18 protein-coding genes are annotated in these 19,853 nt (G+C 67.8%); 15 read left to right on the top strand and 3 right to left on the bottom strand.

Annotation, left to right across the window (positions count from 1 at the left end; all coding sequences use genetic code 11):
• Positions 1-178 precede the first annotated feature (178 nt).
• Both OU415_RS34780 and OU415_RS34775 read right to left on the bottom strand, forming a co-directional pair.
• Positions 179-973 carry an enoyl-CoA hydratase/isomerase family protein gene (locus OU415_RS34780; protein ID WP_270953854.1) on the bottom strand — a complete coding sequence of 265 codons (795 nt, stop codon included), beginning with the start codon at positions 971-973 and terminating at the stop codon, positions 179-181.
• Positions 970-2,142, bottom strand: a complete 1,173-nt coding sequence (locus OU415_RS34775) for a CaiB/BaiF CoA transferase family protein (protein ID WP_270953853.1) — start codon at positions 2,140-2,142, stop codon at positions 970-972. The genes OU415_RS34780 and OU415_RS34775 overlap by 4 nt, the downstream gene beginning before the upstream one ends.
• Before the next feature lie 315 nt (positions 2,143-2,457).
• On the opposite strand from OU415_RS34775, the gene OU415_RS34770 reads away from it, so the two are divergent.
• From OU415_RS34770 to OU415_RS34750, 5 genes are all read left to right on the top strand, one after another.
• Complete coding sequence (locus tag OU415_RS34770) at positions 2,458-3,576, top strand: zinc-binding dehydrogenase (protein WP_270953852.1); 1,119 nt, start codon at positions 2,458-2,460, stop codon at positions 3,574-3,576.
• Positions 3,569-4,243 (top strand): RraA family protein, encoded by a 675-nt coding sequence (locus OU415_RS34765; protein ID WP_270953855.1) that lies wholly within the window; start codon positions 3,569-3,571, stop codon positions 4,241-4,243. Before OU415_RS34770 ends, OU415_RS34765 begins: the two co-directional genes overlap by 8 nt.
• Positions 4,243-5,703: an aldehyde dehydrogenase family protein gene (locus OU415_RS34760; protein WP_270953851.1), complete on the top strand. Its 1,461-nt coding sequence runs from the start codon at positions 4,243-4,245 to the stop codon at positions 5,701-5,703. Before OU415_RS34765 ends, OU415_RS34760 begins: the two co-directional genes overlap by 1 nt.
• Positions 5,704-5,749: 46 nt before the next feature.
• On the top strand, positions 5,750-7,105 hold the full coding sequence (locus OU415_RS34755) for an MFS transporter (protein WP_270953850.1): 1,356 nt from the start codon (positions 5,750-5,752) through the stop codon (positions 7,103-7,105).
• 91 nt (positions 7,106-7,196) lie between these two features.
• Positions 7,197-8,192: a 2-hydroxyacid dehydrogenase gene (locus OU415_RS34750; RefSeq protein ID WP_270953849.1), complete on the top strand. Its 996-nt coding sequence runs from the start codon at positions 7,197-7,199 to the stop codon at positions 8,190-8,192.
• Between the two features lie 495 nt (positions 8,193-8,687).
• Here the strand turns inward: OU415_RS34750 and OU415_RS34745 are convergent, their stop codons facing one another.
• Positions 8,688-8,816: a hypothetical protein gene (locus OU415_RS34745; RefSeq protein WP_270953848.1), complete on the bottom strand. Its 129-nt coding sequence runs from the start codon at positions 8,814-8,816 to the stop codon at positions 8,688-8,690.
• A gap of 450 nt (positions 8,817-9,266) precedes the next feature.
• Between OU415_RS34745 and OU415_RS34740 the strand changes: the two genes are divergently transcribed.
• The 10 genes from OU415_RS34740 (at position 9,267) to OU415_RS34695 (ending at position 19,805) form a co-directional block, all read left to right on the top strand.
• Entirely contained in the window at positions 9,267-10,262 is a 996-nt protein-coding gene (locus tag OU415_RS34740; RefSeq protein ID WP_270953847.1) for an Lrp/AsnC family transcriptional regulator, read from the top strand.
• Complete coding sequence (locus OU415_RS34735; protein ID WP_270953846.1) at positions 10,259-11,458, top strand: dipeptidase; 1,200 nt, start codon at positions 10,259-10,261, stop codon at positions 11,456-11,458. The genes OU415_RS34740 and OU415_RS34735 overlap by 4 nt, the downstream gene beginning before the upstream one ends.
• A 1-nt stretch (position 11,459) precedes the next feature.
• Positions 11,460-12,068 (top strand): amidase, encoded by a 609-nt coding sequence (locus OU415_RS34730; RefSeq protein ID WP_270953845.1) that lies wholly within the window; start codon positions 11,460-11,462, stop codon positions 12,066-12,068.
• 123 nt (positions 12,069-12,191) lie between these two features.
• Complete coding sequence (locus OU415_RS34725) at positions 12,192-12,863, top strand: hypothetical protein (RefSeq protein ID WP_270953844.1); 672 nt, start codon at positions 12,192-12,194, stop codon at positions 12,861-12,863.
• A 115-nt stretch (positions 12,864-12,978) separates the two neighbouring features.
• Positions 12,979-14,424 carry a sodium:solute symporter family protein gene (locus OU415_RS34720; RefSeq protein ID WP_270953843.1) on the top strand — a complete coding sequence of 482 codons (1,446 nt, stop codon included), beginning with the start codon at positions 12,979-12,981 and terminating at the stop codon, positions 14,422-14,424.
• A 3-nt stretch (positions 14,425-14,427) separates the two neighbouring features.
• Positions 14,428-15,186 carry an aspartate/glutamate racemase family protein gene (locus tag OU415_RS34715; RefSeq protein ID WP_270953842.1) on the top strand — a complete coding sequence of 253 codons (759 nt, stop codon included), beginning with the start codon at positions 14,428-14,430 and terminating at the stop codon, positions 15,184-15,186.
• A 1-nt stretch (position 15,187) separates the two neighbouring features.
• Entirely contained in the window at positions 15,188-16,480 is a 1,293-nt protein-coding gene (locus tag OU415_RS34710; protein WP_270953841.1) for a CapA family protein, read from the top strand.
• Between the two features lie 105 nt (positions 16,481-16,585).
• Entirely contained in the window at positions 16,586-18,283 is a 1,698-nt protein-coding gene (locus tag OU415_RS34705; protein WP_270953840.1) for a purine-cytosine permease family protein, read from the top strand.
• A 20-nt stretch (positions 18,284-18,303) separates the two neighbouring features.
• Complete coding sequence (locus OU415_RS34700; RefSeq protein WP_270953839.1) at positions 18,304-19,149, top strand: carcinine hydrolase/isopenicillin-N N-acyltransferase family protein; 846 nt, start codon at positions 18,304-18,306, stop codon at positions 19,147-19,149.
• A 389-nt stretch (positions 19,150-19,538) separates the two neighbouring features.
• Positions 19,539-19,805, top strand: a complete 267-nt coding sequence (locus OU415_RS34695) for a TOBE domain-containing protein (protein ID WP_270953838.1) — start codon at positions 19,539-19,541, stop codon at positions 19,803-19,805.
• The last annotated feature ends 48 nt before the right edge of the window (positions 19,806-19,853 follow it).

Genomic DNA, 19,853 nt, shown 5'->3' with positions numbered 1-19,853 from the left:
ATTGGAAGGTAGCCCAGTGATCGGGGTCGTAGGACTCGCCCTGCCGGTAGCCGCCTGTGAGGTAGCTGAAGGCCGGTATCGCGTCCGGCGGGGCGTTCTCGATCATCCGGACTACCTGGTCGGCACCGGTGCGGATGGAGTCGAATCCCTGCGTATGTGCGTGGTTTTGCGTCACCGGTCACCTCTCCTCCGGCCGGGCGGTGGTGAAGTCCGGCTGGCGTTTCTCCAGGAATGCGGCCGCACCCTCGCGGACGTCCTGCCCGCGGAATACTTCCGCGAACAGCTCGGTTTCCAGCTCCAGGGCCGCGGGCAACGGCAGCTCGGCGCCCTCGTCCACCAGCTGCTTGATGAACCGCGCCGTGGCCGCCGGCCGCCGCGCCAGATCCCCGGCCAGGCGGCGCGCTTCGGACAACAGCTCTCCGTCCGCGACGATCCGGTTGACCAGACCGATCCGTTCTGCCGTGGCGGCATCCACCGGATCGCCGGTGAGCATCAGCTCCTTCGCTCTGCCCAGGCTGACTAGGCGCGGCAGGAGCTGCGATCCGGCGTTGCCGGGGAACACACCGCGCCGGATTTCAGGGAAGGCGAACATCGATCGGGCCGAGGCGATGCGCAGGTCGGCGCACAGCGCGATCTCGAGTCCCGCACCGAAAGCGACGCCGTCGATCGCGGCAATCACCGGTTGTGGGCACTCCCGGATCGAGGCAGCCATCCGGTGTCCGGAACGCGCGACCTCAGCTGCGTTGCCGAGGCGGATCCGTTCGGGGAACTCCCTGATGTCAGCGCCGGCGGAGAAGGCCCGCTCACCTGTTGCGCAGAGCACGATCACCCGGATGTCGTGGCGAGCGGCGCACGATTCGAAGGTCTCGGTGAGCGCGAGCTTGACCTCTGCCGATAGCAGGTTGAGCGGGGGCCGGTCGATCTTCACGGTGGCCACCTCCCCGAGCACGTCGAGGCACACCGGCGGCCTCATGACCTGGACACCTCGATCCCGAACTCAGCGAGCACTTCGTCGGTGTGCTCGCCCAGTCGCGGTGGTGCGGAGCGGATCGGCGCGCGCAGACCGTTGATGTGCAACGGCAGGGCCACCGTCGTGAACTCCCCGAGACCGGGGTGCGCCACCTGTTGCAGGAGCTCGTTGTGCAGGACCTGCGGATCGCGCATGGCTTCGGTCAGCGAGTTGACGGCACCGCACGGGACTCCGTGCTCCCCCAGCAGCTCCAGCCAGTCGTCGCGATCGCGATCGGCTAGGACTTCCTCCAGCGTCGCGACGAGCGCCTTCCGGTTGCGGCAGCGGTCAGGGTTCGTCGCATAACGCTGATCCTGCGCTAGTTCCGGTGTCTCCAACGCCTTGCACAGCAAGTGCCAGAACTTCTCGTTGATCGCGGCGATGTAGAGGTAGCGGTCGTCGCGGCAGCGGAAGGCCTGATAGGGCGCGAACTGCGGGTGCGCGCTGCCAAGCCGGGGCTGGTCCTCGCCGGTGATCAGGTGCTCTTGCGCCCGCGGCCCCAACGCGAAGATCTCGACGTCGAGCAGGTTTAGGTCGAGCTTGCGCCCGCTGCCGGTGGTCTGCCTGCCGAAGAGGGCTGCGACGATCGAGAACGCCGCCATCATCCCGGCGCCGAAGTCGGGAACACTTACACCCTGCCGCGCGGGTGGGCCGTCATGTTCGCCGGTGAGATCCATCGCGCCCGACAGCGCCTGGATGATCGGGTCGTTGCCGGGCAGGTCGACGTACGGTCCGTCGTCGCCGAACGCCGAGATCGACGCGTAAACCAGGTCGGGGCGCAGCGCCGACAGCGTCGCGTAGTCGATGCCCAGCTGCTTGGTCTTGCCCGCCCGCAGGTTCTCCACGAACACGTCCGCCCGCTCGACAAGGCGATGGAGGATCTCCAGGCCACGCGGGTCCTTGAGATCGAGCGCGACACTGCGCTTGTTCCGGTTGAAGGACAGGAAGACCGCGCTCTCCTCGCCCGCGTACACCCCACCCGCCTGACGTGACATGTCGCCGACGTCTGGTCGCTCGATCTTGATGACGTCCGCGCCGAGGTCGGCGAGCACCATCGTGCACCAGGGACCGGCGGCGAGATGGCTGACGTCAACCACGGTAACGCCCTTCAGGGGCAACTCAACTGACGACACCTGCTCGACCTCCCAAGGTTGTTCATGTCCATGAACCGAGTTCGAAGCTAATGCCAGAAATCCTCATCCGCAAGCACGATCGCCCACGGCACCTCAACAGAGAGGTCCATACCTTCTTGCCGCTGATCGCTGGAATATAGCCTTCGAGAAGGAAAAATCCAGACCTTGAATTCCCGGAAGCACGTCAACTAGCTTTCTCGAACGAGGTTCATATAGATGAACCATCCGAGTCGAGAGACGGACAGTGCGGCCCTGCGACGCGCCCCTGCACGCGACGTCGGCAGCCGGGACCGCGCCTCCGGGAAGAGAGCTTCGATGACAACACGTAGCAGGGCCGTCGTACTCCAGAAGTTCGACCAGCCCCTGGAAATCCGCGAGTACGACGTCCCGAAGCCCAGGGAAATGTCCGCGGTCGTGCGGGTTCGGTACGCGGGAGTCTGCGGCACCGATGTCCACCTGCAGGCGGGCAAGCTTCCCGTCCCCACGCCGGTGGTGCTCGGGCACGAGGCGGTCGGTCAGATCTCCGCACTGGGGCCGGGCCTGACCCACGACGTGCTCGGCAACCCGCTGCGCCCGGGAGACTGGGTGTCCTGGCTCAACAACATCGCGTGCGGACGCTGCCGATTCTGCCTGGTCGAGCAGCAGCCCACGCTCTGCACGGGCAATCGCAAGGTCTACGGCATCAACCAGTCCGCCGACTCGTGGCCGCACCTCTCCGGCGGTTGGAGCGACTACATCTACCTTCAACCCGGCACGGTGCTGGTGAGGATCCCGGAAGTCGCCACCCCGCAGCAGGTCATCTCGCTCGGTTGCGCCGGGCCCACAGCTGTGCACGGCGCGCTCAACGAGGTGCAGGTGCGTTTCGGCGACACCGTGGTGGTTCAGGGCAGCGGTCCAGTCGGCCTCGCATCCGCGATGTACGCCCACCTCGCCGGAGCGGCGAAAGTCATCATCGTCGGCGGACCAACGGCTCGCCTGGACCTCGCCAAGCAGCTCGGCGTCGGCCATCACCACCTGGACATTTTCGAGATCACCGACGCCGCCGAGCGGGTCCAGCTCGTGCGCCAGGAGACGAGCAGGAACGCGGGCGCGGACGTGGTGATCGAAGCCACCGGAGTGCCCAGCGCCGTGGCCGAAGCAATCGACTACGCCCGCCCGGATGCCGCCATCAGTGTGGTCGGCCAGTACACCGATCACGGGACAACACCGATCAACCCACACCTGATCACGCGCAAGAACCTCAACATCTCAGGTTCCTGGGGATTCGGTGCCCGCCACTACATCGGCTATATCGCCTCCTTGCCGAAGTTGCTGGAACACTTCGACCTCGGCAGGCTCGTGACCGAGTATTCACTCACCGAAGCCAACTCCGCGATCGAGGACGCCAAAGCGGGAAGCGTGCTCAAGGCGGTTCTGCGAGTTGGCGATGAGTGAGTGTCTGATCCACCCACGTCCTGCCGGACCCGGCAAAGCAGCGCTGGCACGGTTCGCCTCGCTTCCGACATCGGCGGTGTCCGACTCGATGCGACGACTGGTCGGCGCCCCCGGTGTGCTGCCCTTGATCGACCAATGTCGAGTCGTCGGTCCTGCCCTGACGGTCAAGACTCGTCCGGGTGACAACCTCGTCGTGCACAAGGCCGCCGACCTGGCGCGCCCCGGCGACGTGCTGGTGATCGATGCCGGCGGCGACACCACTCGCGCGATCGTCGGCGACCTGCTGTGCCGTTACGCAACCTCGCGGGAGATAGCCGGGATCGTCCTGGATGGTGCCGCACGGGACGTCGCCGAGCTCGGTGAACTCGGCCTACCGGTCTTCGCCCGCGCCATTTCGCACCTCGGTCCCTACAAGAACGGTCCAGGTGAGATCGGAAGGGCGGTATCGATCGCGGGTATGACCGTGCGCTCCGGCGACGTGGTGGTAGGTGACGCCGACGGCGTGGTCGCCGTCCCTGCCGCGCACCTCGACACCGTCGCGACGGCGGCCGAAGCGCTCTTGCGCGCAGAAGCGGCGACGGTGGCCGCCATCAACGACGGCAACTGGGACCGCTCGTGGATCGACGCATCCCTGAACATCACCTGGTTTGAGAGCAAGGAGAGCTGATGAGCGTGCACGAGGTACTGGAACGCACCGAGTCGGCGAACTTCGTCGAAAACCGATGGACACCGTCCCAAGGCGACCAGGTGGCTTCGGCCAACCCCGCCGACCCGCATGACGACCTGCCGGCCACTGCCAACTCCACCCCCGCCGACATCGACGCAGCCGTTGCCGCGGCCAAGGACGCAGCTTCGGACTGGGCGGCCACACCCGCACCTGTGCGCGGGGACATCCTGCGGCGCTGGAACGAACTGATCGGACAGCACGTCGATGAACTCGCCGAGCTCATGACGCGGGAGATGGGCAAGCCGCTAGCCGAGTCGAAAGGTGAGCTGGCCAGGGCCCGACTGGAACTCGATTACGCTGCTGGCGAAGCCGCTCGCCTGCACGGGACGACGATCCCAAGCCGGGCGGAGGGCCAGCTCGTCTACACCGTCCGGGAACCTCTGGGCGTCGTCGCGGCGATCACGCCTTGGAACTTCCCCGCCGTAGCACCGATCCGCAAGCTCGGTCCGGCACTGGCGTCTGGATGCACCGTCGTGCTCAAGCCCGCACTGGAAACCCCGCTAACGGCGTTGGCTCTGGCAGCAATGGCACGGGACGCCGGACTGCCCGCGGGAGTGCTGAACGTGGTGTGCGGGCGTGGTTCCCTCGCCGGCGCACACCTCGCCTCGCATCCGGACGTCGCGGGCGTGTCTTTCACCGGATCCACTGCCGTCGGAAGGCAGATATCCGAAAGCGTGGCCCGCAAGCTCGGAGTCGTCCAGCTGGAGCTGGGTGGTAAGAACGCGGCCTACATCCACAGCGCGAAGGACCTTGGCAAGGTCGTCAACCAGATCACCAGTGCCGCGGCGCAAACCTCCGGGCAGCGGTGCACCGCCATCAGCCGGGTGATCGTCCAGGACGAACTCGCCGACGAGTTGGTGCGGTTGCTCACCGACAAGTACGCGGCGCTGACAGTCGGCCCGGGGCTGGACCCGTCGACACAGATCGGCCCACTGGTCAACCACGCACAGCACGAACGAGTCGACAGGTATGTGCGCAAGGGCCTCGAAGAAGGGGCTGTCCGCACCACCCCGGACCGCCCCGTCCCCGAGGGACCGTACTTCGTACCGACTGTGCTCGATCACGTGACGCCGGAAATGGTCGTTGCTCGGGAAGAAATATTCGGGCCGGTGCTTGCCGTCCTCAGGGTTTCCGATGTGGACGAGGCGATCGCGGTGGCCAACGACAGCGACTACGGACTGGCCAGCGTCGTGTTCAGCGAGCACCTCGACGTCGCGATGCGCTTCACCAACGCAGTCCAGGCCGGCATGGTGCACGTCAACCACGGAACGATCAGCCAACCGCACGTGCCGTTCGGCGGCGTGGGCGAATCCGGTGTGGGTGACTACTCCATCGGCCACACCACAACGGCCTTCTTCACCCAACTCAAGGTCGTTTACATGAGCCCGGCTATTCCATGACCAGGCCCGCCCAACTCCGAAGTGGAAAGTGAAGAGGAGAGAACCGATGAGCGAGGCAACGCAACGACGCGTTGTCCGGAAGGCGACGTGGAGACTGATGCCCATCTTGATGGCCGCATTCGTCGTCGCCTACCTGGACCGAATCAACATCAGCATCGGCGCACTGGAGATGCGCGCGGACACTGGGCTCAGCGCGACCGCCTTCGGCCTCGGTGCCGGCATCTTCTTCATCGCATACTTCTTCTTCGAAGTCCCGAGCAATCTCGTCCTGCACCGCGTAGGCGCCCGAAGGTGGATCGCGCGCATCATGTGGACTTGGGGCATCATCACCGTGGCCATGATGTTCGTCACCGGCCCAGTCAGCTTCTACATTCTGCGCGCCCTACTGGGTGCGGCAGAGGCAGGCTTCGTTCCGGGCATCATCTTGTACCTGAGCTACTGGTTCCCCGCCAGAGAACGCGGGAAGGCGTTCTCCTGGTTCCAGGTCGCAGTCCCCATCAGCTTCGCATTCGGTTCAGTCGGTACCGGGGCGCTGCTCAACCTCGACGGGCTCGTCGGGCTGCACGGTTGGCAATGGATCTTCATCGTGACTGGCGGGGTGGCGATCGCGTACGGGTTCGTCATCTGGAACTTCCTTCCCGATCGTCCGGCAGACGCGGCGTGGCTCAGCGCCGGGGAACGCGACTGGCTCAACGAACGCATGCGAAGCGAACACGAGCACAAGAAGAACAGCGGGAACCACACACTTCGAGCCTCGTTCTCGAACCCATCAGTGTGGTTCCTGTCGCTGCTGTACTTCGCCATCATCCTCGGGCAGTGGGGAATCGGCTTCTGGCTGCCACAAATCCTCGCCCAGCGGTTCAGCGAAGCGAGCCACTTCCAGGTCAGCTTGCTCTCCGCCGCGCCCTGGCTCATCGCCTTGCTCGCGATCGTGCCGGTCTCCTGGCATTCCGATCGAACCGGTGAACGCCGCTGGCACCTGGCCATTCCATGCTTCGTAAGCGTCGCAGGCTTCGCCAGCAGTACATACTTCGCGCAACCGTACCTGGCTCTCGCAGGGACGGCAGTCGCTCTCGTCGGACTGATGGCGGCAGTGCCAGTCTTCTGGAACCTGCCGACAGCGCACCTCACCGGACTAGCGGCCGCCAGCGGGATCGCCCTGATCAACTCCGTGGGCAATCTCAGCGGGTTCATCGGGCCGTACATGCTCGGCGTGATCAGCGACGCCACCGGCAGCGCGCAGAGTGGTGTGGCGCTGCTGTGCCTTTCCCTCGCAGCAGCGGGAATCCTGGCCTTGCTCGCGCGGCACGAGCCGCCTCCGGAACCACTCACCGACCAGCTCGAACCGCAGGCTTCCGCCCGGTCGAACAACCGAGGCAAGCCGAGCACAGCGAGCAACTAATGCCGTTCGACGACCGGATGCACCCACTACACGACAGGACACCAGGTGTGCGCACACATCTCACCGATGCAACAGACAGCTGGGACAATGCATGATTGCTGACAAGGTGCAAGGCCCCAGGATCGTGGTGACGAGGACGATGCCCGAACCCGCCATCGCAATGCTGCGAGAAATAGGCGATGTCTGGGTGTCGGATGTAAATCGTCCTTTGTCCGCGCAGGAATTGCATGACGCAGCCGTCGGTGCCCACGCATTGGTGACCATGCTGCACGATCGCATCGACACGGCAGTCCTGACAGCAGCAGGTAAGTCGTTACGCGTGGTTGCGAACGTGGCCGTCGGTCACGACAACGTCGTCGATTCCCACGCACTCGCAGCGCGTGGCGTCGCGCTTACCAACACGCCCGGCGTGCTGACCGATGCCACCGCCGACCTCACCATGGGGTTGATCCTGATGGCCACTCGCCGCCTCGGTGAAGGCGAACGACTGTTGCGAGCTGGTACACCGTGGTCGTTCCACCTCGGCTTCATGCTCGGGCCAGGCTTGCAAGGCAAGACCCTGGGCATCGTCGGGCTCGGCCAGATCGGCCGGGCGGTCGCGCAGCGGGCACGGGCATTCGGCATGCACGTCGCCTACACCGGCCGCAGCCCCGCCACCTGTGCGAACGAAGTCGACGTTCAGTACATGCCGCTCCACGAAATGCTCACGACCGCCGATGTGATCTCGTTGCACTGCCCACTCACCCCGGCCACTTGGCACCTGATCGACGCCAACGCACTAGCTTTGATGAAGCCCACGGCGTTCCTCGTCAACACGTCACGGGGCCCAGTCGTGGACGAGTCAGCGTTGGCGGAGGCCCTTCAGAACCGCACCATCGCGGGTGCCGCACTCGACGTGTTCGAGAAGGAGCCGGAAGTCGAACCACGCCTACTCGACCTGGACAACGCCGTCGTTGCCCCACATCTCGGCTCGGCCACCGTCGAAACCCGCACAGCCATGGCTCTGCTTGCCGCGCGCAACGTCGTGTCAGTCCTCAGCGGTGACGGCCCGATCACCCCGGTGACACTGCAGGCACGCCACGGCTAGATCATGCTGAAACGGGGAGTGGTGGTCATCTTGGCCACCACTCCCCCCGCATGAGCAACATACTGTCGTCGGCGACGCACAAGGGCTGCCGCGCAGGCTCGACCACGCCTACCTACCCTGCCTGGCTCCTTCCTGGACCGTGAAGGGAGAAGGGGGTTACCGGTCATACGCCATCGCTCCCGAAAGGCCGATGGGCGATCACCCTCGGCGTTCGGATCCACGACCTCGACAACAAACCCGACCCGATGCGCGAGGGGCTGCAAAACCCGCCGTCAGTGACGACGCCTGATGCGTCGGATCGTCGAGATCCACTGGGCCACCGGCCTCCGGTAACCACAGTTGCATTCCCTGCCCGGCTAGGAAGGCCATCACCGTTCGGATCTGATCCCCGTAGAAGGCTCGCTCGTACTCCCCGACCACCACCGAGCCGAAACCGCGGTCCGGGCGCCGCGTCTCATCCAACAATGCGGCCGCCCGTCGTCGTTTCGGCCACGATCAGCGGCGTGAACAGCCCTCGTCGAAGTACTCGGCCACGATTACCGCACGGCCGGCGATCGTCTCCTCGGCCACCTCGAGCTGCCAGGCCAGCGAGGTTTCCTGATCCTGGAACTCCTTGGTCGACATCCGACCGTAAAACGCGAACCGCGCCAGCCGTAGGCGTAGGTGTTGGGGTGCAGCGAGCTCCTCGGGTCCAGCAGCGGGTCCGGGGGTACGGGGATCCTGTTGCGACTCCGGTCCGCTCCGAATGGCGGCGGGCGCGGTTTCTCCGCCACCGAATTCCCGCCGAACAGATCAACGCTTTTCGTCGCGAAACGCAGTCGGCAATGATTCGGAAACGGCACCGTTGCGCACCCGATACCGGCGGAAACGGAATGCGGGAAACCCGCATCGCCGGTCGGCGTCGCGATCACGGCGCTGACCTGCCACAACGCGCGCCGGACAGGTTGGCGGTGCACCCCTGCGCGAAGTTGCTGCGGGATTCCGGCATTTCGTTGACACAATCTGCTGGGATGCCGCACTCTCATGTGCGCAGACAGCGGAATCCTTCATCAACTCGCATCGTGGATGTGTCGCATGCTCGACGAAACCGATCGGCGAATTCTCGCCCGGCTCGCGGTCGACGGCCGGGAAACCTGGGCGAACCTGGCCCGCGCACTGGGCCTGTCCGAAAGCAAGGTCGCGCGCCGGGCACAACGGTTGTTCGATTCCGGATGCGCCCGGGTGGTCGCCGTCCCCGACCCGTTGCGATGCGGGTTCGGCACCCCGGTGCTGGTCCATCTGCGGTGCGTGCCCGGGCATGCCCGCGCGGTCGCCGACCGTCTGGCGGAGCGTCCCGACACCCGGCTGGTCGTCCTGCTCGCCGGCAGCTTCGACGTGCTCGCCGAACTGATCAGCACCGACCGGGACCACCTGATGCGCGTGATCCACGAGGACTTCCGGGAACTGGAGGGCGCGCTCGAAGCCAGCGTCGAATCGGTACTACGCACCTTCAAAGTCGGATTCGACTGGGCCCGCGAACTCCTCGGCCATGACGCGGTCACGCCGCGCTCCCGTCCGCGCGCAGCTCACCAGGGCCCGTGTCCGGAACTGTCCGCAGTGGACCTCAACCTCATCGCCGCGCTGTCGAAGGACGGCAGGCTTTCCTACGCCGCCCTCGCGCAGCGCCTCGGCATCACCGAGTCCCTGGCCACCCGGCGGCTGCGGCACCTCGTCGACTGCGGCTACCTCACGTTCAGCCCGTTGATCGATCCGGCGCTGCTGGGGTACGAGATCGAAGCGTTCCTCCGGATGCGCGTCGACCTGCGGAAGGTCGACGCGATCGCCCGCCGGCTCTGCCGTGAGACCTCCGTGCGCTACGTCTCGGCGACCACCGGCGCGTCCGATCTCGTCTGCGAAGCCGTCCTCCGCGACAACGCGGCGCTGTCGGACTTCCTCACCGGCACCATCGCCAATCTCGACGGCGTGCGGAGCCTGGAGACCACCATCGAACTCGGCTCGGTCAAGCGCGCCTACCGGCCGCGGCCCGTCCGGGCGCACGCGAACAACGCACCAGGAACAGGAGAAGGATGAGCAAGGCCACCCAGTACACCGGCTACCAGTCGTACTCCTACCTGACCCCCGGGGTCGACTACGAGACGTTCGAGCTGAGCGACGAGCTGGACCGGGTCCCGGAATACGACCTGGGCCTCGACGCCGAGCAGCTGGCCAGGACCCGCCGGCTCGTCGAGGACAACATCGTGGTGAGCCTGCATGACCACCCGCAGGTCTTCCCGCGCGACGTCGGGAAGATCCGCGAGTACATCCGCACCGGCCGCGAACACACCGGCTACGCGGGCCTGGCCCGCTCCGGCATGACCGCCGTTTTCGACAACCTGATGGACGGCACCGCCTGCGTCACCAGCAAATGCGGCTGGAAGTGGGACGACATCCTCTACGACATCGGCATGCGGTTGTGCGATCTGGCGCATCAGGACTTCGTGCGGGTCGTGCACGGCCTCGACGACATCCGCGCCGCCCACGAGAACGGCCAGGTCGGGCTCGTGCTGTGCCTGGAGGCATCCACCCCGATCGAGAACGAGGTCGACCGGATCGACCTGCTCTACGGCTTCGGCGTGCGGCAGATGGGCATCGCGTACTCGGAGTCGAACACCCTGGGCAGCGGCCTCAAGGAGAAGCGGGACGGCGGCCTCACCGCGTTCGGCCGACGCGCCGTGGCGCGGATGAACAAGCTCGGCATGGCGATCGACGTGTCGCATTCCGGGGACCAGACCTGTCTGGACGTCTTCGAGGCGTCCGAGAAGCCCGTCCTCATCACCCACGCCGGGGCGCGGGCGGTCTGGCCGACTCCGCGGATGATGCCGGACGACGTGCTCAAAGCGTGCGCCGAAACCGGCGGCGTGCTCGGCCTCGAAGCCGCTCCCCACACGTCGCTGTCGAAGCAGCACCCGCGCCACAGCCTCGAGTCGGTGATGGACCACTTCACCTACTGCGTCGAGCTGATGGGCATCGAGCACGTCGCGTTCGGGCCGGACACCCTCTACGGCGACCACGTGGGACTGCACAAGCTCTTCGCGGCCAACCTCGGGGTGCACGACGCGCACGTCGGCCCGGACTACGAGGAAGTGCCGTACGTCGCAGGGCTCGAGAACCCGACCGAATGCTTCCACAACATCGTCGGCTGGCTGGTGAAGCATGGCTACTCCGACGAGGAGATCCAGCTGGTCGTCGGCGGCAACGTGGTCCGCGTGCTCGAACAGATCTGGTGACATGAACCCCGGAAGCGAACTGCTGTTCGCGTCGATCGCGACAATTTCGCGGCTGCTGCGGGACGGCGAGCTCTCCCCCGAGGATCTCCTGGAGGCCGTGCTGGCCCGCCAGGAGGCCCTCGAGCCCGAGCTCAATGCGTTCACCACCGTGCTCGCGGACCAGGCCCGGCGCCAGGCGCGCGAGGCAGCCGCGGCCCTCGCCGCCGGCGAGGGCGGTCCCCTGACCGGAATCCCGCTGTCGGTCAAGGACATCTTCGACATCGCCGAGGTTCCCACGATCGCCGGTTCGCGCATTCTGCGCGAACCGAAAGCCACTGCGGACTCGGCTGTCCACAGCAGACTCCGGGACGCGGGAGCGGTCGTCTTCGGGAAGACGAACATGCTCGAATTCGCCTACGGGTTCGTGCATCCCGACCACGGGCAATGCAACAACCCGTGGGACACCGGCCGCACCGCCGGCGGGTCCAGCAGCGGATCCGCCAGCGCGGTGGCGGCGGGAATCGGGTACGCCTCGGTGGGCACGGACACCGGCGGCTCGGTCCGCGCCCCCGCGTCGTTCTGCGGGCTGGTGGGCATGAAACCCACTTACGGCCGCTCGGCTGGCAGCTGATCGGGCCGAAGGGCCGCGAAGACGCGGTCTACGCCGTGGCCGAACGCTACGAACTCGCCCGCGGCGGATTCCCCACCGCCTCCCCCGGCCAAGCCTGAGCACCACGTCCCCCAAGGAGTCCCCATGCGATACCGCCTGCTGTTCGGCATCGCCTGCCTCGCCGTGGTCGCAGCCCCGCCGACCGCGACCGCGCAGGGCACCGCCAAGCCGGTGCTCCGCCAAGCGCAGCTCGACGTGACGCCCGCACCGCAGGCGCGCACCGTCACGGTGACCGAGTCGATCACCGTCGACGGCATCGCCGCGGGCACTCCGATCCGACACCTGGTCGCCGCGTTCCCCGAGGTGCAGCTCACCGGCCTGCGGGTCAGTGCCGGCTCGGCGGTCGTGCCCACCACCACGGTGACGGGCATCGGCGCGGACACGATCAGCTTCCCCGCCCCGCACGCCGGGCCGCTGTCCTACGTCATCGCCTACACCGTCGAGCAGCGCGGCGGCGAACAGGTGCCGATCCTGGTGCCGGACGTCCCGACCGACGGCAGCCGGGCCGTGCGGCTGCGCTACCACGTGCCCGACGGCTATCACGTGCAGGGCGAGCCGTTTCCGGTGGTGATCGGGTCCAGCGGCGTGCAACAACGCGATCTGGTCGGCCTGCCCTCGTTCCTGGCCTACCGGCTCGGCGAACGCTCGTCCTCCGGCTGGGGATTCGTCAGCTGGGTCGGGGTCGTGATCATCCTGCTCGGGGTCGCGCTCTCCGCGGTCGTGATGCTGCGCGAATCCCGCGCGGGAAAGAGGTGAGCAGGATGTTCTCCCTCGGGACGCCGTTCTTCGTCTACGCGCTGTTCTCCGTGTCGTGGGTCGTCCTGTACTTCGTCTGGGCCTACACCCGCCGCGATCGCGAAGGGAAATGACCATGTCGGCGCAGTCCATCTTCTGGGGCGTCACCATCGGCTATTTCGTTCTGCTGGTGGTGATCAGCGTGTGGTCCGGGGCGAAGACCCGGACCGTCCGCGACTACCTGACCGCGAGCGGGTCGATCGGCTCCGTGGTCGGCGGTGCTTCGCTCGCCGCGACCCAGATGAGCGCGGGCACGTTCGTCGGCACGCTGGGCATCCACTACCTGACCGGAGCCAGCTTCGGCATGGTGGTGCTCGGCCTGTGGGGCGGCTGGATCGTGCAGGTGCTGTTCGTGGCCCCGAAGTTCGCCCGCTTCGGCGGCAAGACGGTGCCGGAATTCATCCGCGCGCGCTACAACTCCCGCGCGGCGAGCGTGATCTCCGCGGTGCTGATCATCGTCGCCTACACCGTCTACCTCACCGCGCAGTACCAGGCCGGCGGCCAGATCTTCCACGCGATCCTGGGCATGCCCTTCCTGTACGGGGTGCTGATCACCATCGGCGTGACCTTGCTGTTCGTCCTGATCGGCGGCATGCGGGCGACCGCGTACACCGACTACCTGCACGCGCTGCTGATGGCGGGCTGTTTCGTCGCCGCTGTGCCCGCCGTGCTCCTGAACCTCGGGCCGGGGGCCATCGGCGGAATCGTGCACCAGATACAGCCGAGCATGACCGGCTGGTTCTACTCGTCCAACGCGCTGCTCGGACTGGGGCTGGCGTTCCTGTTCGCGCAGGCGACCACGCCGTATGAGCTCGCCCGGCTCTACACCATGAAGAACATCCAGACCGTGCGCCGGGCGGTGGGGTGGTCGTTCCTGTTCCAGGCCATCGTGTTCCTGTCGGTCTGCGTCCTGGGCATGGCCACCCGGGCGATCTTCCCGTCGCTGCCGACCCCGGACATCGCCTCGACGGTGCTTTCGGCCGACGTGCTGCCCCCGATCATCGGCGCGCTGCTGATCATCGCGGTGCTCGGCGCGATCGCCTCCAGCGTCTCCGGAATCATGATCGTGTCTGCATCCGCGTTGACCAATGACCTGCTCAGCGAGGTGTGGCGACTGTCGGACCGGGCTCAGCTGTGGCTCACCAGGGCCGCGGTGCTGGTGCTGGGCGTCATCCCGGTCTTCCTTGCCCTGCGCCAGCTGGCGCTGGTCCAGTTCGTGGTGGCCCTCCAGGCATCGCTGGTCGCCTCGTTCTTCTTCGCGACCGTCGTGATCGGACTGAACTGGCGGCGCGCCACCGCGGCCGGTGCGATCGCGTCGATGTGCGCCGGATTCGTCGTCGCGCTGGCCTGGTACGCCGCGGGGAAGCCGGCCGGGCTCGACCCGGTGCTCCCCGGGGTGTCGGTGAGCCTGGCGGTGTTCTTCGTCGTGTCGCTGCGCACCCGCGGCCCCGGGGAGAAAGCGCTCGCCACGTTCTTCCCGCCGCCCCGTCCGCGAGTGTCCCCCGTCCCGAACGAGAGGTGAACCATGCGCATCGTTTACGCAGTCCCCGGACCGATGTCCAAAACGGCACTCGGCAGTGCGGAACTCCGGCGGCGGCAGGAACTCCTCCAGCGCTGGGCGCCCGAAGGCGTCGAGGTCACCGTGCAGAACGTGCTGTCCGGGCCGGCCTCGATCGAGTCGGCCTACGAGGAGCACGTGTCGGTCGAGCAGACAGCGCGGCTGGTCACGCGGCTGGAAGCCGAAGGCGCGGACGCGATCATCCTCGGCTGCTACGGCGATCCCGGCCTGGACGCGCTCTGCGAGCTCACCGAGCGCGCGGTCGTGGTCGGCCCGGGGGCGGCCTCCGCGCACCTGGCCGCGATGCTCGGCCACCGGTTCGGGATCGTCACGGTCGCCGACGGGGTCGTGCATCCTCTCCGCCGCCTGGTCGCCGACGCCGGGCTCGCCGGCTCGCTCGCGGGCATCGCCGTCGTGGACGTCCCGGTCCTCGAACTCGGCACGGACCGGGAGGCATCCGCGCTGCGGGCGGCCGACGCCGGCCGCAGGCTCATCGAACGCGACGGTGCCGACGTGCTTGTGCTGGGCTGCATGAGCATGGCCTTCCTGGAACTGGACGCCGACCTCCGGGCGAAGCTGGGGGTGCCGGTGCTGAACCCGGTCAAGGCCGCACTCGCGATCGCCCACGCGCGGGCACTGTTCGGATGGCGCCACAGCAAAACCGCCTATCCGACGCCGCGGAAACTCGCCGCCGGCGCCACGCTCGACGACCTGGTGGTCGGCTGACATGAAGCTCGTGGTCGCACTGTCCGGCGACGCCATGATCACCCGCGGAGCGATGGTGCGGGCCACCCCCGGCGCGGAGGCGCTGCGGACCCTACTGCGGGAAGCGGATGTCACGTTCACCAACCTGGAGACGGTCGCCGCCGACCACGACGGACCGCACACCTCCCATCCGCTCACGCCCACCCTCACCGCGGACGCGCGCGTGCTCGACGAACTCGCCGACGTCGGGATCGACGTCGTGTCGTTCGCCAACAACCACGCGCTGAACCTGGGCGTTCCCGGCATGACGGGCACCATCCGGGAGCTGGCGGCCCGTCGGCTCGCGCACGCGGGGGCCGGGAAGTCGCTGGAGGAGGCGACGATGCCCGCGTACGTCGACCGGCCGGCCGGCAGCGTCGCGGTGATCGCCTGCACGTCCACCTTCGGCACTGGCGACGACGCCAGCGGCCCGGCCGAGCTGATGCCACCGCGGCCGGGGCTCAACCCGCTGCGCTTCCACACCCGGCTTCGCGTACGGCCAGAGCAGCTCGCCGCGCTGCGGGCGGCACACCGCGACCTCGGCTTCGACGAGCAGCTGAAGTACGCGGTGGACATGGGATTCCTGCCCCCGTTGCCGGACAAGCAGGACGAGCGGCTGTTCGGGCAGGCCTTCCGGGAAGCGGACGAACCGGCGGTGCAGACGTGGTGCGATTCCCGGGATCTGGAGCGGATCCAGCGGTGGGTGGCCGAAGCCGCCGAGCGGGCCGACGTCGTGGTGGTCAGCGCGCACGGGCACGAGCAGGGCGGGGCGCTGACCGAGCCCGCGGCCTTCCAGCGCGAATTCGCGCACGCCGTCATCGACAGCGGGGCCGACGTGGTCGCCGGGCACGGGCCGCACCGCTTGCGGGGCATCGAGTTCTACGGCGGGCGCCCGATCTTCTACAGCTTGGGCAACTTCGTGGACCAGATCCACCTGCAGGACCGGCTGACTCCGCACACCTACGACGTGTTCGGGGTCGCTCCCGGCGCGCGGACTGCGGCGACCTCCACCGGTTTTGCGGAGCACCCCGAGTACGCCCGCTCCGTCGTGGCGACCCTGACGTTCGACGACGGCGCTCTCGCCGGCGTCGAGTTGTGGCCGATCTCGCTCGGCCGGGACCGGCCCGCGGCGCACCGGGGCACGCCCGAACTCGCCAGCGGCCCGGAAATCGGCGCGATCGGCGAGGAAATGACGGAACTTTCCCAGCGCTACGGCACCCGCCTGCAGGCCAGAGGCGAGCGGTTCACCGTCCATGCCGCAGCAGAGCACGACTGATCGGCACCGCCCCCGTGCGGGCGCTCGACCACCCCGCTGTACGGGCGCAGCCGAGACGATTTCGCGCGGTACTGCGTCGTTTCGACGAATTTTTGAGGAGAGACAGTGAGCGATACCGGTGACCTGCCCGCGCGCATCGGGTCCGGCAGCGTCGCACGCGACGACTACGCCTTGGGCAAGGTGCCGCCCACCTGGCGCTATCGCACGTCCGAGATCGTGCTTTCCCTGATGGGCGGCGCCACTGCGGCCATCTTCCTGTCGCTGCCCGCCGGGCTGTCGGCGTCGTTCGGCATCGCGAACGTGCTCATCGCCATTGTCTACGCGGTCCTGGTGCAGACCCTGCTCAATGTGCTGTATGTCAAGACCGCTTCGCGCACGGGACTGGGCTCCGCACTCATGTCGCGCGGCCTCGCCCTCGGCTTCGACGGCGCCGCCTGGACCACTCTGCTCTACTGGGTGAGCTGGCTGACTTACTTCGCGACCGAGGGCCAGATCCTCTCCAGCGCCTTGTCCGCACAAACGGGCATCCCGCTGAAGATCTCGTACCTGCTGGTGGGCTTGGTGTTCCTGCCGCTGGTGCTGTACGGGTTGCAGTTCGTCGCCAAGTTCCAGAAATGGACGCTCTACGGCTACGTCGTCGGGCTGGCGGCGCTGCTGATCATCGTGCTGTCCCGGTCGGATCTGTCGGTCACTCGCGAGTTTCTCGCCGCGCACATGGGCAGCGTGGGCGGAATCGGCCTCCTCGGCGCGGTCGCGTCGTACAACGGACTGGTCGGCAACGTGGCGTTCGGGCACGCCGACATGGGACGGCTGCTCGCGAACGACCAGAGCCTCGCCCGCGGCGGCCGGCGCGGCGCGCTGTGGGTCGCGCTGCTCCCGTACGCCTTCGGCGCCTACGTCATCGCCGGCGCGATCGGCTTGTTCCTGTGGGCGTCCTCGGGCGGAGATGCCAACCCGGGCCAGTACATGGTCACCATCATGGGCGCCGCCGGCTTCGTGCTCATCGTGATTACCCAGCTGCGGATCAACCTGCTCAACGCCTATAGCGGCTCGCTGTCGCTGGCGAACTTCTTCTCCCGCCTGCGTTTCACGCCGGGCCGGTCGGTCTGGGCGATCGTCATGGTGGTGCTCGGCACCCTGGCGATGTACCTCAACGTCCTCGGCCACCTGGGCACCGTCCTCGCCGTCGAGGGAGTGCTGCTGGCCGCCTGGATCGGCGTCAGCATCGCCGACCTGCTGCTGGTCCGGGGACGGGGCGGGCACGGGCCGGACAACGGCCGGTTCATCGAGTACCGCCGCGCCATGCTGCGCCACTGGAACTGGTCCGGGGTCGTCCCCCTGTTCGCCGCGACCGTCGTCGGCTCCTTCCTGGCGGTGGGCGGCCTGCTCGGACATCTGGGCGGCCAGGTCATGCTCTACCTGTCCAACTGGGTCAGCTTCCTGATCGCCGGCGGCCTGACCTGGTGGCTGGGCACGCGCGCCCGCGGCCGCGGTTACGCAATCCGCCCCCGGATCGCCTGGCCGCGAGAAGATCTCGTCGTCGCGTGCCCCCTCGACGGCGAGGTGGTCAGCACCGATGACCTGTTCCCGTGCCCCTACCACAAGCAGTGGATCTGCTCCCAGGACTGCATGCACACCAAGGAGTGCGGCGACGCCTGCCGCTCGATGCCGGAGCCGGTCCTGGTGCAGATAGCGCCGCTGCCGCCGCGCACGCCCGACCTCGAGGCGGCCAACGCGCGTCTGCACGGCAAAACCCGGCCGCCGCAGACGGCATCCCGCAATCCTGAGTCCGCATCGGAGTAGTCATGTGTTTCCTGGCAGGAATGAACGGCCCCCGGCACTGGCTGCTGGCCAGCAACAGCGACAATCCGTACGCCACGACGAATCATCTGCTGGCCGCGAGCGGCGAACGCCACTCGTACTTGGCAGTCCGGGTCGTCGTGCCGCCCGCCGACGTCCTCGTGCCGTGGGCGGGAATGCTCACTCGCGGGGTCAACAGCGCCGGGCTCGGCTTCACCTACGCGTTCGTGCCGGAGCAGGACATGGCGGACTACCCCGCGCAGGAGTGGTCCGCCCGGATGCTCACGAATGCGTCCACCGTGGACGAGGCGGTGACCTACCTGCGCGAGGACAGCACGCTGCCGGGCAACTACCTCCTCGTCGACCGCGCGGGAGGCATGGCAGCCGTCGAGGTGGGGGGCGGACGCGTGGCGGTGTGCGGTCCCACGACCGGCGCCGAAGCGCGTGCCAATATGTGGCAGTACCTCACCGAAAACCCGGTGCCTGCCTGGGACGACGCCACCGCCTCGACGCACCGGCACGGCCGCGGCAGAGAACTGCTCGGCGCATTGGACAGCGCCACGCCGGAAGCGCTGCGGCAGGTTCTGCGAGACCACCAGGAAGATGGCGGACCGGCCGGAAAGCACGGCCGGTCGTTGTGCAACCACGGCACGACCGACGGCACGATCTCCAGCGAGATCATCGACCCGGCCGGGCACCTGTGGTTCGGTTTCGGATTCCCGTGCGGCCGGTCACGAGGGTACGAGCAGGACGGCCGCAGGCCGTGGGGACGGCTCGTCCGCTTCTCGCTGGCGGAGGGTTCCGGCAACGGGGACCTCACCACCGCTGACGGCGCGATCACACCCCTGGGCGTGCGGCTCATGTCCTGAACGGGACCGCGGCAGCGCGCGCCGGTGCGATCAGGCAGGTCGGTAACGAACGGCGGCCCGGGATACCAGACTGGCCGGAAGATCGTCGCGGGGCTGAAGTGACGACGGCCGGTTTTCGTTCGCCGCGATCGGGAGCGGTTCGGCGTGCCCGGATCCTGCGCCCGCCAGCGGATCGCACCCCTGCTCGCCGAGACCGGAACGCCGACCGCCGGCGGGTCCCCACCGCGGCCCGCCGGACGCGCGCTGCTTCAGGCGACCGCCTCGGCCAGCTGCGGGTGCCCGGCCGGGCTGCCGAGTTCGAGCCAGCGGGACAGCCGGTCGGGCGCGAACAGCTCGTCGAGGACCATGAAGGCCGCGCCCGCGACGCCGCCGCGGACGGCCTGGAGAAGGTGACCTTCGGCGTCCGGCCGGAGGCGTTGTCGCTGGTCTCCAGCGAGGACGACGGGCTGGCCATGACCGTCGAGCTCGTCGAGGAGCTGGGCGCGGACGCGCTGATCCACGGCGCCATCGACATCGGCGGCTCCCAGGAGCGCTTCGTGGTCCGCGCCGACGGCCGGACCCCGCCGGCGCTGGGGCAGCAGGTCAAGGTGTCCCTGCGCGACCACAGCGAGATCCACCTCTTCCACCCGGAGACCGGGACCCGCCGATCCACGTGAGGGGCACCGTCGGGTCGTAGGTCTCGAACCGGTCGAAGACCAACTCGC

Origin of the sequence: Saccharopolyspora oryzae (assembly GCF_027853915.1) — a bacterium.
Lineage (GTDB): Bacteria > Actinomycetota > Actinomycetes > Mycobacteriales > Pseudonocardiaceae > Saccharopolyspora > Saccharopolyspora oryzae.
This window is presented reverse-complemented; position numbering and strand designations above follow the sequence as displayed.

Excerpts from the sequence above, each read along its gene's own strand:
- OU415_RS34760 (WP_270953851.1), top strand. The coding sequence starts at position 4,243 with ATGAGCGTGCACGAGGTACTGGAACGCACCGAGTCGGCGAACTTCGTC.
- OU415_RS34765 (WP_270953855.1), top strand. The coding sequence starts at position 3,569 with ATGAGTGAGTGTCTGATCCACCCACGTCCTGCCGGACCCGGCAAAGCA.
- OU415_RS34750 (WP_270953849.1), top strand. The coding sequence starts at position 7,197 with ATGATTGCTGACAAGGTGCAAGGCCCCAGGATCGTGGTGACGAGGACG.
- OU415_RS34715 (WP_270953842.1), top strand. The coding sequence starts at position 14,428 with ATGCGCATCGTTTACGCAGTCCCCGGACCGATGTCCAAAACGGCACTC.
- OU415_RS34725 (WP_270953844.1), top strand. The coding sequence starts at position 12,192 with ATGCGATACCGCCTGCTGTTCGGCATCGCCTGCCTCGCCGTGGTCGCA.
- OU415_RS34700 (WP_270953839.1), top strand. The coding sequence starts at position 18,304 with ATGAACGGCCCCCGGCACTGGCTGCTGGCCAGCAACAGCGACAATCCG.
- OU415_RS34770 (WP_270953852.1), top strand. The coding sequence starts at position 2,458 with ATGACAACACGTAGCAGGGCCGTCGTACTCCAGAAGTTCGACCAGCCC.
- OU415_RS34755 (WP_270953850.1), top strand. The coding sequence starts at position 5,750 with ATGAGCGAGGCAACGCAACGACGCGTTGTCCGGAAGGCGACGTGGAGA.
- OU415_RS34740 (WP_270953847.1), top strand. The coding sequence starts at position 9,267 with ATGCTCGACGAAACCGATCGGCGAATTCTCGCCCGGCTCGCGGTCGAC.
- OU415_RS34710 (WP_270953841.1), top strand. The coding sequence starts at position 15,188 with ATGAAGCTCGTGGTCGCACTGTCCGGCGACGCCATGATCACCCGCGGA.
- OU415_RS34735 (WP_270953846.1), top strand. The coding sequence starts at position 10,259 with ATGAGCAAGGCCACCCAGTACACCGGCTACCAGTCGTACTCCTACCTG.
- OU415_RS34780 (WP_270953854.1), bottom strand. The coding sequence starts at position 973 with ATGAGGCCGCCGGTGTGCCTCGACGTGCTCGGGGAGGTGGCCACCGTG.
- OU415_RS34745 (WP_270953848.1), bottom strand. The coding sequence starts at position 8,816 with ATGTCGACCAAGGAGTTCCAGGATCAGGAAACCTCGCTGGCCTGGCAG.
- OU415_RS34730 (WP_270953845.1), top strand. The coding sequence starts at position 11,460 with ATGAACCCCGGAAGCGAACTGCTGTTCGCGTCGATCGCGACAATTTCG.
- OU415_RS34720 (WP_270953843.1), top strand. The coding sequence starts at position 12,979 with ATGTCGGCGCAGTCCATCTTCTGGGGCGTCACCATCGGCTATTTCGTT.